Below are 12,002 nucleotides of genomic sequence, written 5' to 3'. Positions count from 1 at the left end.
TGGGCGTACCTGGGAACGTTTCCCCCCGGACACTTCAGCACCCCGCCAAGCAGGCGGACTGACAGGGGAATTCTCCGACTTCGGCAAGAATTACCGGCCCAGGGGTTGCCGTTTCTTACAGCACTCCCTAAATCCTCGCACCGGTAGGCGGGGCGCGGCGGATGGTGATAAATCCTTAGGAGTTCCCGGTGGTTACGTCCACGGCAGTGACCAGTGTGCCTGCGGTTCAGGAGGGTTCGGATCCGGTGGTGGGAGCCGCGCGCTACGGCGCCGTTCCCACGCTCATGGACAGCCTCCTGCACGACGTGCGCAACCCGCTCAACGCACTCTCGATCAACCTCGAGGTGCTCTCCGAGAAGCTCAAAGGAGAGGCAGGCGCGGTGCCTCCGTCGCAGGAGAAGAACATCAAGGCCATGCGCGATCAGATCCAGCGTGTGGACGGCATCCTGCGCCAGTTCGCGGACTTTATCGTCCTGCGAGGCGGTTTGTCGGGCGAGGTCGTGCTCTCGGATCTGGCGAAGCGTTCCCTGGATGTGCTCGCGCACGAGAGCCGGCGGCGGCGGCTCAAGCTGCAGCTGGCCATCGAGCCGGACATTCGCGTCCGGTTGCAAGACACCCAGGAGCTGAACTTCTTCCTCATCCAGTCGCTGCTGCGCGCCTTCGCACGCTCGGAGGCGGGCACTGAGGTCGGTATCTCGGTCCGGGCGGAGGGCTCCAACGCGGTGCTCGAGGTGACGGACGCGGGGGGCAGTGGGCCCGAGCAGGTTCCCGACGTGGTGGCCGCGCTGGGGCTGCGCTGCGCGCAGATGGGCGTCGAATTCCAGATCCGCCAAGGCGTCTGCCGCTTCCTCTTCACACGCGTCTGAGCCGGTCCGGTCGGGCAGCATCCTTCATTTTCCGTTGTTGTTTCTTTGCTTGCGATTGAACGCAGTAGGGAGGTCTTCATCTTGGGCAGCGCACGAATTCTGGCCGTAGATGATGAACGCGCGACGTGCGAGGCGCTGGCGGAAATGCTCAGCTCCTGGGGGCACAAGGTCGAGGTCGCGTTCGACGGGCATGATGCCCTGCGCAAGGCCGGAGAGTTCCGGCCGGATGTCGTCCTGTCTGACCTGGCCATGCCAGAGACGGACGGACTGTGGCTGATGCGCCAGCTCCGCGAGGAGTTGCCGGACTGCCCCGTCGTGTTCCTGACGGGCCGAGGCACCATCGACGCCGCCGTGGCGGCGATCAAGGAAGGCGCGTACGACTTCATCGAGAAGCCACTCAACATCGCGCGACTGAAGGTCTGCATCGAGCGGGCGTTGGAGAAGAAGGAGACGCTGCGCGAGGTACAGACGCTGCGCCGGCGCCTGAAGCAACTGGGGCAGCAGGAGCTGATCGCCCAGTCGGGTGCGATGCGCAAGGTGGGCGAGCTGATCGAGAAGGTGGCGCCCTCGAAGGCGAGCGTGGCCATCTCCGGCGAGTCCGGCACGGGCAAGGAGGTGGTGGCGCGCGCCATCCACAACCTGTCCCTGCGGCGCGAGAAGCCCTTCATCGCCATCAACTGCGCCTCCATTCCGGCCACGCTGATCGAGTCCGAGTTCTTCGGCCACGAGCGCGGCGCCTTCACCGGTGCCGACCAGCGCCGCCCGGGCGTGTTCGAGATGGCTCATGGCGGCACGCTCTTCCTGGACGAGCTGGGTGAGATTCCCATCGAGCTGCAGGCCAAGTTGCTGCGCGTGCTCGAGGAGGGCCGCCTGCGCCGCCTGGGTGGCAAGGTGGAAATTGAAGTGGACGTGCGCGTGCTGTGCGCCACGAACCGCGACCTCAAGCAGGAGATCAAGAACCAGCGCTTCCGCGAGGATCTCTACTTCCGCCTCAACGTGTTCCAGGTGCACCTGCCGCCCCTGCGCGAGCGGCGCGAGGACATCCCCATCCTGGTGCAGCACTTCGTGGAGAAGTTCGGCGGGGACTCGGCCAAGCGCGTCACCGGCGTGCACCCGGAGGCCATGGAGGTCCTCAAGGCCCATGACTGGCCGGGCAACATCCGCGAGCTGCGCAACGCGGTGGAGCGCGCCGTCATCCTCTGCGACGGCGAGCTCATCACCCGCGAGCACCTGCCGCCCGACATGGCGGGCAAGAGCCCCGAGCGTCACTCCTTCCGGTTGCCCTACGGCCTGTCGCTGGACGCGGTGGAGCGCGAGTACATCCTCGGCAGCCTCCAGCGGAACGGGAACAACAAGGCCCGCACCGCCGAGATCCTCGGGGTGTCTGAAAAGACCCTCTACAACAAGCTCAACCGGTACGCGGCCGAGGCCCGCCAGCAGGGGCAGTCCGTAACGGGTGGGTTGATCAAGGCGGCGGGAGGAGAGGGTGGGAGCGGATCCGGTGAGGCCGATCTGCGGTAGTCGACCCCTCAGGTAGGAATTCCAGCCCGGATTTCGCGGCTTTGGAGTTCCCTGGCCCCAGGCCATCCAAGCGGCCTGACACATCGCGTTAGCGTGGTGTGCCAGTGCCGCAAAACCCGCGTCACTTCTTGACTTTTACCCTCTCGACGAGGGATTCTCGGGGCCTCTCACACATGGGGTTCCTGTGCAGGCCATGACCTGGCTGGGAACTCCAGCGCCTGATCCGCGGCTGTCTACGGATGGACGATTCTGGAGCCGTCGGGGGGCGTCAAGGAAGGCCACGACGCAATGAGCGATGCGCGAGTTCTTCACTTCTTCGGCGGCAAAGGCGGTGTTGGCAAGAGTACGATCGCCGCATCCTTTGCGCTGAATCTTGCCGATGAGGCCCCCAAGGAGAAGGTGCTTCTGGTCTCGCTGGATCCGGCGCGCACGCTGACCGATCTGGTGAAGAAGAAGCTGTCAGCCAAGCCCACCAAGCTGGTGGCTGGCAAGGGCGAAGGAGGCCTGTACGCGGCGGAGTTCGAGCCCGCGACCCTGCTCAAGCCCTTCGCCGCGAAGTACGTGCCCGCGCTGGAGAAGGCCGCCGCGAAGGGCTCGGTGCTATCGGATGAGGATCTCGGCAAGCTCTTCGCCCAGGAGGTTGTGGGGCTCGAGGAGCTGGTGAACCTCTTCCAGGTGCTGGAGCTTCTGGAGTCCAAGGAGTTCGACCGGATTGTCGTGGACACCTCGCCCACGAGCCACACGCTGCGACTATTCGACATGCCCCAGGGGCTGCGCAAGTTCCTGGGCATCGTGAAGGCCGGGGCGGAGAAGCCGGCCTCGGGTGGCAAGGGCAAGAAGGAGCAGGCCCCCGTCGAGCCCAGCTTCCTGGATGAGGTGGGCGGCAAGGCGGAGCGGCTGCTGGCGCTCATCAAGGACGGGGCGCGATCGGCGTTCCACCTGGTGGCCCTGGCCGAGCCGGTGCCCGAGGCGCAGACGCGCATGTACTTCGCGCAGCTTCGCGAGCGCGGAATTCCGGTGAACGAGATCCTCGTCAACCAGGTGGAGGACAAGGGCGGCTGTCCCGCGTGTCAGGGCCGCCGCGGCCTGCAAGCTCCTCACGTTCGCAAGTTCCAGGGGCTGGACAAGACGGTACCGGTGCAGCTCGTGGGCAAGCGGGAGCTGGCCCCGCGTGGGCTGGATGGGCTCAAGGAGTTCGCCAAGGAGTGGCGGGGCGGCAAGGAGACCAAGGCGCTGGAGTTCTCGGCCGCCGAGGGCCCGCCGGCCCTGGTCCGCGCTCCGTCCATGCCGCCGATCGCGGCGCCGCCGCTGCCTCCCACGCGGCTGATCTTCTTCGTGGGGCAGGGCGGGGTGGGCAAGAGCTCCTGTGCCGCGGCCGCCGCGGTGACGCTGACGGAGAAGGAGGGGCCGGTGCTCCTCATCTCCACGGATCCGGCGCATTCGCTGTCGGACGTGCTGCAGAGCCGGCTCACGGACACCGAGACGCAGGTGAAGGGCACCAAGGGCCTCTACGCCCGCGAGCTGGACGTGAATGGCTGGTTCAACGCCCTGCGCAAGCGCCTGAAGGAGAAGGCGGAGAAGGCCTTCGAGGGCGCTCCGAAGACGGGCGATGTGCCCGCGGATCTGGTGGCGCTGCGCAACCTGCTGGAGTGCGCGCCGCCATGCATCGACGAGTTCGCGGCGCTCTCGTGCCTCACGGACGCGCTGGTTCAGGAGCGGTTCAAGCGCATCGTCGTGGATCCCTCGCCCATGGTCACCTCCATGCGCGTGGTGGAGCTGGCGGATGCGGCCAAGACGTGGCTGGGCGCGCTGCACGGCATCGTTTCCAAGTACAAGGCCAAGGGCCTGGGCGATCTGGCCGATGACATCGCGGCCATGCTCAAGCACGTGAAGCGCTTCGAGGAGGCGCTGGCCTCGCCCACCGAGTCTCGCTTCGTGGTCGTCACGCGCGGCGAGGATCTGGCGGCCTCGCGCACCGAGCGGCTGGTGGAGTATCTGAAGGAGAAGAAGCTCCAGGTGGAGCGGGTGCTCGTCAACCGCGTGGGCCCGAAGTCCACGTGCCCCAAGTGCGAGAACCGCCGCAAGCTGGAGCTGAACGCGGCCAAGGCCATCGAGAAGAAGATCGGCCTGCCGGTGACGATGGCTCCGGCGCTCGGTCGTCACCCAGCGGGTCTGCGCGAGTTGAAGGCGTTCCGGACGGCCTGGTACGCCCTGTCCGCCCCGGTGAAGATCAAGGCGGCCTGAACAGGCTGAGAGTGGCGTCTGGCGCCCTCGTTCCGACGCTCCTGGGAGCGGGGACGGGGGCGTCGCCGTTCAGGCGTCGCACTCGGACGGCGAGTCGGTGAAGTTGCCCAGCCCCTTGAAGGTCAGCAGGCCACTGTCGCTGAGCGTTCCCGCGTCTGGCTTCTGGCCGGGGAAGCGCACCTGGACCTTGTTGCCCTTCACGGTGTAGGTGCCCGTGAGGGTCTCCGGCTTCGGGGGTCCCTCGTCCTGGACCACCTTGCGCACCAGCGTCACCTTGCCACGGTCCTCGAAGCGCAGGGTTACCAGCGTCCCGTAGACGCCGATTCCCGGGCCGTACCAGCTCACCTTGCGGAGGATCACCGGTACATCCGCCGCGCGCGTCGGCGAGAGGCCCAGCAGCATCTGCCACCCCACGGTGTCCCGGATGGGGTCCAGGTCTGCATCCTCCTTGGCTCGGGTGAGGCGCCTCGAGTCCAGCTTCACCGAGGCCTGGAGGGCGATGAGAATGTCCTCCTTGTAGGCGTTGTAGTCGCAGACGAGACCCTGCTTTCGGAGCACTCCGAGGGTGGCCGCCACGTTGTACTGGGCCAGGGCGTGCTTGGGGTCTGCCTGGACGGCCGCCCGGAACTTCTCCAGGGCCTCGGGGTACTTGCCCTCCTGGTAGAGGCGGAAGCCGGACGTGTTGAGTTCCTTGGCGGACAGCGCGGGCGGGCCGGAGGGTGCAGGCTGGCCGGGGGAGGGGGCGGGCTGACCGGCGGCCGGCAGGGCCAGGAGCAGGGCGAGCAGCGGCAGGAGCAGGCGCATCATATCTCTCCGGACGGGAGGCTCAGGGTGCGCATTCTACGCAGCGCGCCGTTGAAGCCCATGGCCGCTGATGCTAGGTCGGCCCCATGGCGACCGGTACTGGCTACGCGCTCGACTTCGAACGCCCCCTCATCGAGCTGGAGAAGAAGATCGAGGAGCTCAAGGCCCTCTCTACAAGCGGCTCCGTGGATTTCTCATCGGAGATCGCCAAGCTGGAGAAGAAGGCCAAGAAGCTCCAGACGGAGATCTTCAGCGATCTGTCCCGCTGGCAGGTGGTGCAGCTGTCCCGTCACAGCGCTCGGCCCTACTTCCTGGACTACGTGCAGCTGTTGTTCACCGACTTCTTCGAGATGTGTGGCGATCGCCGCTTCGGCGAGGATCCCTCCATCGTCGGAGGCTTTGCTCGGCTGGACGGCAAGCCGGTGATGCTCATCGGCCACCAGAAGGGGCGCAGCACCAAGGAGAACATGGCGCGCAACTTCGGCATGCCGCGCCCCGAGGGCTACCGCAAGGCGCTGCGGCTGATGGAGCTGGCCGAGCGCTTCGAGAAGCCCATCCTCACCTTCGTGGACACCTCCGGCGCCTACCCGGGCATTGGCGCCGAGGAGCGCGGCCAGGCCGAGGCCATCGCCGTGAACCTGGAGGTCATGAGCCGACTGAAGGTGCCCATCATCTCCACGGTGATTGGCGAGGGTGGCTCGGGTGGCGCGCTGGCCATCGGCGTGGGCAACCGGGTGCTGATGCTGCAGAACAGCGTCTATTCGGTCATCTCGCCCGAGGGCTGCGCTTCGATTCTCTTCCGGGACTCCTCCCAGGCGGAGAAGGCCGCGGATGCACTCAAGCTGACGGCCAAGGACCTGCTGGGCCTCAAGGTCATCGACGAGGTGGTCCCCGAGCCTGCGGGTGGCGCGCACCGGGATGCGGCCAAGACGGCTGAGAACCTGGGCAAGGTGCTGCGCAAGCACCTGGGCGAGCTGGCGGAGCTCACGCCGGACGAGCTGGTGAAGGACCGCTACGACAAGTTCCGCGCGCTCGGCGTGTTCTCCGGGCGATGAGGGAGAGTGCGCGCGTGAGACCATTCATCGTCGCCATCGATGGGCCCGCCGGAGCCGGCAAGTCCACCGTGTCCAAGCTGCTGGCGCGGAGGCTGGGGTTCGATCTGGTGGATACGGGCGCCATCTACCGCTGTGTGGCGTTGATGGCTCGGCGCGAGAGCATCGCGTTCGATGACGATGGGAAGCTGGGCGTGCTGCTGGGCCGCATCCGCATCCACTTCGAGGTGGTGGGCGAGGAGAACCACGTCTTCCTGGATCAGGAGGATGTGTCTGGGGAGATCCGCACGCCGGAGAACTCCATGGCGGCCTCGCAGGTCTCCAGCCGCCCGGTGGTTCGCTCGGGGCTGCTGGCGTTGCAGAGGCGGTTGGCGCTGGAGGCCAAGAAGGGCGCGATCCTCGAGGGCCGTGACATCGGCACGGTGGTGTTTCCGGATGCGGACGCCAAGTTCTTCCTGGAGGCCTCGCCCGAGGTGCGTGCCCGGCGTCGCTTCGAGGAGCTGTTCCAGAAGGGTGTGGAGAGCTCGCTCGATGACGTGCTGGCGGACCAGACCAAGCGGGATCGGGACGACTCTGCCCGGGCCGTGGCGCCGCTGAAGGCTGCCGAGGACGCAGTCCGCTTGGACTCCAGCTCCATGCCCCTGTCCGAGGTCGTGCACAAGATGGAGGCGGAGATCCTTCGCCGCCTCGTGCAGCGCGGGGGCTGAGCTCTTTCCCGAAGCCCCTCAGGCCTGAGCCTCGCGAGGAGCGTGGAGGGTGTCCCCTGTCCGCCGAGTGCTGAGAAACCTGTCCAACTAGCAGACAGGTTGGTCCCGAGCGCGCCCGACAGGGGGATTGGGGCGGTCTCTTAGAAGTTCACGCCTTCCACCGAGGGCGTGGGCACGGTCAGTGCCAGCGGGGGCTGCGAGGTGCCGCTGCCATAGAACGTGCGGTAGAGGTAGAGGTCTGCCACCACCTGCTTCACGTAGCCTCGCGTCTCGCGGAAGGGGATCTCCTCGACGAAGAGGTCCAGCGGCAGCGAGCCCTTCTCCTGCGCCCACTTCGCCGTGGCCTTCGGACCCGCGTTGTATGCCGCAGCCGCCAGCACCGGGTGTGCGAAGCGCTTCATCAACTGCGACAGGTACCAGGACCCGTACCGGATGTTGAGATCTGGTGCGAAGAGGTCCGCCGGGTTCGGACGCGGCTCGGCGAGCTTCTCCGCGATCGCCGTCCCCGTGGGCGGGATGATCTGCATCAACCCTCGAGCATCCGCGGCGCTCGCCACCTCCGGCCGGAACGCGCTCTCGCGGCGCATGATGGCCCAGACGAGATACGGCTCGACCTCATTGCGCGTGGCCGCTGACTCCACCGCCGAGGCGAAGGCTCGCGGGTAGAAGGCCGCCAACGCTTCGGGAGCCCGCTCGCCAAAGGCTCGGCCCCATAGCAGCCTCGCCGCTACCGCGTGCGCGTACCCGTACTCGCCCATCGACAGCAGCGCGTGTACGAAGGGCAGGGCTTTCTCGGAGGAGCGGATGCGTGAGGCTTGCGACTCCACCTCCTCGGCTGCGTCCGGGAAGAGGCCCGCCTCGGTCAGCGCCACCGCCAGCTCCAGCTCCGGTGGGCGCGGGACGGTCAGCTGCTTCGGCGGCTCCGGGAACACCGGCGGCGGTGTGCGACCCAGTGCCCGCAACCTCTCGTTGGCCAGCAGCGAGTAGAAGGACGCCGGAGCGATGTTCAGTACGGCCTCGTACGCAGGCACCGTGACGTCCACGGGCAATCCGGCCAGCTCCTGGCTCCGCGCCATCCAGTAGCGCGCCTGAGGCACCAGGTTGCTTCGCGGGAATGCGTCCACCAGCCGGCCCAGTGCCTCGCGCGCCTCGGGGTACTTCTCCAGCCTCAGCAGCGAGAGCGATCGGAACCACATGCCCTCGTCACGGCGCCGAGAGCGTGGGTAGCGCTGCTCGAAGCGAGTGAACGCCTTCACCGCGTCCTCGTAGCGCCCGCCCTGCAGGTCCAGCCAGCCCGCGAAGAATGCACCCTCATCGCCTGCCGCCTGCTTCGGCCAGGCCTTGTCCAGGGCCGCCATCAACTCTCGGGCCTTCTCGTTCTCGTTGGCTCGCAGCGCTCGGCGCGCCGTCACTAGCGCCGCATCGGCAGCCACTGACGGCGGACCTTTGCGCGCCTCGGTCAGCGCCTTCTCCGCCTCCTCCAACTGCTTCGTGGCGAACAGCGCCTGCGCCCGCACCAGCGACACCTCCGCCTGCACCGCCGCGCCCTTCACCAGCTTTTGAGCTTTTGCCGCCTCCAACTCCTCCAGCGCTCGAGCGCCCAGCCCCGCATCCAGCAGTGCCCTCGCCCGTCGCAGGTGCTCCGGAAGCGTCAGCCGCACCGGAGGGGTGAGCGCCTCCAGCTTCGCGAGCGCCTCATCCGCGTACGGGTGCGTGGGGTACCTCAGGGCCACCGTGCGCAGGTCCTCCCGGGCCCCCGCGGCATTGCCCGCGGCACTCCGAGCCTGCGCGCGCTCGTAGAACAGCTCCGCGCTCGGCGTCTGGTTCGCCGCCGTCTCCAGGATCGGAGCCGCCTTCGCTGCCTTCCCAGCCGTCAGCAGCGCCTCGCCCAGCCGCGCCCGAGCCCGAGGCTCCAACGAGGGTGGAGCCTTTTGCACTGCCAGCGAAAAGGCCGTGGCCGCTCCCGCCGCATCCCCCGAGTAGAAGAGCGCCTGTCCCCGGTAATACGCGTGGAACGCCTCCAGGGCAGGTGGGGCAGGGTGGGACTCGAAGATCTCCCGAGCCTCGGCCGCCTCACCCTCGGAGAGCACCAACGTGCCCGCCAGCAACGCCAAGCGCGCGGAATCCGGGCACTTCCGGGCGTCACACGCCTTCAGTTCCTCCCGGACGAGCGACGCCGCCTCCGGCCGATGGAGCCGTACGGCCTCCAGCGTCGCCGGCGCCTGGGCCAGCGCCGCCCCCGACAAGAGCCCCGCCACCAATCCACTCCACTTCATGGGTCATGCCTCTCCGGTCGCACCCTGAGCGCACTTTAACGCAGAGCGTTTCCAACCCATTCCTCCGAGCGGCTGTTCCGGGGGTCGTTTGACAGCCGCCCCAACAAGTCCTAGATCGGCGCGCCCAAGAGGACCTGGTGAGTGTTCACCCGTTGCCACTGGGGGAATACGTCACCGCTCAGAGTGTCATGTAGGGAGACATATGGCCTCGACCCATTGCGTCACCGCGAGGTCCTCATTAGGTTGCGCCGCCGCATGAGGTTGCCCGCTACCGCTGGTAGGGGCCGCCGCTGTAGTCCGTAGCACCGTTTCACTGTTTCACCAGGGCTCGGGGGGGAATTGCTTACCGTGGGAGGGCTCCACCTATGAAGCCGTGTCCGTCTGATCTGCCGCAGACCATCAACCCCGAGGCCGGTCCCAAGCGCGCTGGCGTCGAGAGCCATCGCAACCTCAACTGCCACCACTACGACAACTGCCTGGACGAGGCCGTGCGACGTGGGTGGCAGTCGTTCTCGTGCATGAAGTGTCCGCTGAACCAGCAGGTGGCTCCGCCCCAAATGGGCATCGAGGCCTACGCCACCCAGCGCCGCCCCGTCTAAGGGCGCGCTCCGAAGCGCCTCTGAAGCTTCTTCGAAGCCTCTATGTCCCGGAGAGGCTCCCCACGAGGGGAGCCCACCGGCGAGCGAGCTTCACCGCGGAGTCGTATAGATGACCACCACCCAGTACCGGTCCTTGCCGAAGGTGCGTGAGTCTCCGCGGATGATGCCCACGCCTACCTGGTTGTTGCGGGCGTCGAGCAGGCTCTTGGACTCCGGAGCCGCCGTGGGATCCTCCGCGACGTAGATGTCCACGGCCGCGCTGCGTGCGTTCTCCACCACGCGGAACACGCGCTCGTGCACGTTCGAGTCCGAGAGCTTCGCCTTCGGCGTGTCCTGCTGCAGCGCCCGCTTCACGTGGTCGAGGGCAATCTCCTCGAGCGCCTGGCTGCGCTTGAGCGCCGGCAGTTTGTACTGCTTCCGGATGGCGTCGAGCGCCTTGTACGTCTCCACCACCGGATCGGCCGTGGCGCTCAACTGCACGGGCGCGGAGAACACCTCCGTGACGATGGCCTGCGGGCGCCCATCCACCGGCTGGAACGTCACCCCGATGCCCGCGTGCGTGAACTGCGAGGACAGCAGGTTCTTGCGGTGGCCCGGGCTGTGCTCGATGCCGAAGTGCGCCGCCAGCGGGCCGGACGCCGTGCCCAGGTTCTCCCCCGCGCTCCGGTATGCCGGGCCCATCGCCGCCATGCGCCCCCGCAGGTCCATCCCGTCAGGGGCCACATGGCCGAAGAAGCCCTCGCGCGCCATGCGGTCGCTGTAGGCCTGCGCCACCGTGTCCAGTGCCGGATCCGGCGTCAGCTCGTTGAGGCCGTACGCGTGGCGCAGGCTGTTGATGCGCCGGAGGATGGACTGTCGCGCCTCCTCCACGGTGGTGGGCTCGGTGACGGGCTCCTCCTCGTTGCGCTGGCTGGGGCCTCCCACGTCCACCAGGAAGAGCGCCACCACCTCCGGCCCCTTTGTCGAGCGCCCAAGCACCTCCACGGTGTACCCGCCCACCTTCGGGAACTTCAGCTGCGCGCAGAACTTCGAGCCCGCGTTGCGCGTGAGCGGCACCCGCTCCACGTTGCCATCCGGCAGCGTGACGTACACGTCCGCGGCCGTCAGCGGCGGCACCATCTCTCCGCACATCACCTGGGCGGCTCCCGGGCGCTGGAAGTTGCGAGGGAAGCGCTGGAGTTCCGCCTTGCGGTCCACCATCAACAGGAACAGGGCCGCGCGCTCGCCTGCCGTCACCACCCCCACGCCGAAGTGGCTCGCAGGCGACGTGTTGAAGTCCTTGCGCGCCAGGAAGGTCTCGATGGCATGCGCGTGCGCCCAGGCTCGGATGACGAAGTGGAAGGGGCTCGGATCCGTGGCCCCCGAATCGCTGACTGCCAGCGTCAGCGAGTGCAGATCCGGCACTCCCGAGGGATTGCGCGTGCTCAGCGCCTCGCGGGCCAGCCGGCGCGCCGCCTCCGTGAGCGCCGGATCCTGCACCGGTGCACGGCGGCCCACGCGCTCGAACTCACGCAGAACGTGCTGCGCGGCCTGCTGCTCCATGGACTCCGGCGTCAACGGCGCGGCCGCCAGCAACGCGGTGAGGGCAACAGCCAGCATCATCCCCCCAGCCGGAACGACAGCGCCTTCACCGTTCCCGCTCCCAGCCGGGCGTTCAGCCGCTCACACAGAGAGGCCTCCTCCAGCGACAACGTGCGTGCCCACTCGGCGCTCGCCACCGTCACCACCAACGTGCCGGCCTGCAGGGTGTAAGGGGAGGTGTGCCTGGCAATCTGGGGGCCCACGGCGGCGGCCCAGATGGGGGCCAGGGCGTGCCCCTTGCCTGATTCCTCGGCCAGCCGGGCGAGGACACGAGGCAGGAGGGATTCCAGGGACTTGGGCTCTTGGCGCGCCATGGGACGAATCATCAACCGGCGCGGCGGGAAATCCAATG

The 12,002-nt window shown here is 67.7% G+C and carries 10 protein-coding genes; 6 read left to right on the top strand and 4 right to left on the bottom strand.

The window, feature by feature from the left end:
- The first annotated feature begins 188 nt into the window (after positions 1-188).
- From KY501_RS42785 to KY501_RS42775, 3 genes are all read left to right on the top strand, one after another.
- Positions 189-866: a sensor histidine kinase gene (locus KY501_RS42785; RefSeq protein WP_224369986.1), complete on the top strand. Its 678-nt coding sequence runs from the start codon at positions 189-191 to the stop codon at positions 864-866.
- 81 nt (positions 867-947) lie between these two features.
- Positions 948-2,387, top strand: coding sequence for an enhancer binding protein Nla6 (gene nla6, locus KY501_RS42780; protein ID WP_224369985.1), 1,440 nt, complete (start codon positions 948-950; stop codon positions 2,385-2,387).
- A 288-nt stretch (positions 2,388-2,675) separates the two neighbouring features.
- Positions 2,676-4,631, top strand: coding sequence for an ArsA family ATPase (locus KY501_RS42775; protein ID WP_224369983.1), 1,956 nt, complete (start codon positions 2,676-2,678; stop codon positions 4,629-4,631).
- A 69-nt stretch (positions 4,632-4,700) separates the two neighbouring features.
- On the opposite strand, the gene KY501_RS42770 is transcribed toward KY501_RS42775, so the two are convergent.
- A complete protein-coding gene (locus KY501_RS42770) occupies positions 4,701-5,438 on the bottom strand; it encodes a tetratricopeptide repeat protein (protein WP_309243040.1) in 738 nt (245 codons plus the stop codon).
- Between the two features lie 83 nt (positions 5,439-5,521).
- Here KY501_RS42770 and KY501_RS42765 point away from each other — a divergent pair, with 83 nt between their 5' ends.
- Both KY501_RS42765 and cmk read left to right on the top strand, forming a co-directional pair.
- Positions 5,522-6,490: an acetyl-CoA carboxylase carboxyltransferase subunit alpha gene (locus KY501_RS42765; RefSeq protein WP_224369981.1), complete on the top strand. Its 969-nt coding sequence runs from the start codon at positions 5,522-5,524 to the stop codon at positions 6,488-6,490.
- Between the two features lie 14 nt (positions 6,491-6,504).
- Complete coding sequence (gene cmk / locus KY501_RS42760) at positions 6,505-7,194, top strand: (d)CMP kinase (protein WP_224369979.1); 690 nt, start codon at positions 6,505-6,507, stop codon at positions 7,192-7,194.
- 140 nt (positions 7,195-7,334) lie between these two features.
- Here cmk and KY501_RS42755 read toward each other — a convergent pair whose 3' ends face one another.
- Complete coding sequence (locus KY501_RS42755) at positions 7,335-9,470, bottom strand: lytic transglycosylase domain-containing protein (protein ID WP_224369977.1); 2,136 nt, start codon at positions 9,468-9,470, stop codon at positions 7,335-7,337.
- Positions 9,471-9,835: 365 nt separating this feature from the next.
- Between KY501_RS42755 and KY501_RS42750 the strand changes: the two genes are divergently transcribed.
- Complete coding sequence (locus KY501_RS42750; protein ID WP_224369975.1) at positions 9,836-10,069, top strand: hypothetical protein; 234 nt, start codon at positions 9,836-9,838, stop codon at positions 10,067-10,069.
- A 90-nt stretch (positions 10,070-10,159) separates the two neighbouring features.
- On the opposite strand, the gene KY501_RS42745 is transcribed toward KY501_RS42750, so the two are convergent.
- Both KY501_RS42745 and KY501_RS42740 read right to left on the bottom strand, forming a co-directional pair.
- Complete coding sequence (locus KY501_RS42745; RefSeq protein WP_224369973.1) at positions 10,160-11,671, bottom strand: CAP domain-containing protein; 1,512 nt, start codon at positions 11,669-11,671, stop codon at positions 10,160-10,162.
- Positions 11,668-11,964 (bottom strand): DciA family protein, encoded by a 297-nt coding sequence (locus tag KY501_RS42740; RefSeq protein WP_224369972.1) that lies wholly within the window; start codon positions 11,962-11,964, stop codon positions 11,668-11,670. The genes KY501_RS42745 and KY501_RS42740 overlap by 4 nt, the downstream gene beginning before the upstream one ends.
- Between the last annotated feature and the right edge of the window lie 38 nt (positions 11,965-12,002).

Source organism: Hyalangium versicolor (genome assembly GCF_020103695.1).
Classification (GTDB): Bacteria; Myxococcota; Myxococcia; order Myxococcales; family Myxococcaceae; genus Hyalangium; species Hyalangium versicolor.
This window is presented reverse-complemented; position numbering and strand designations above follow the sequence as displayed.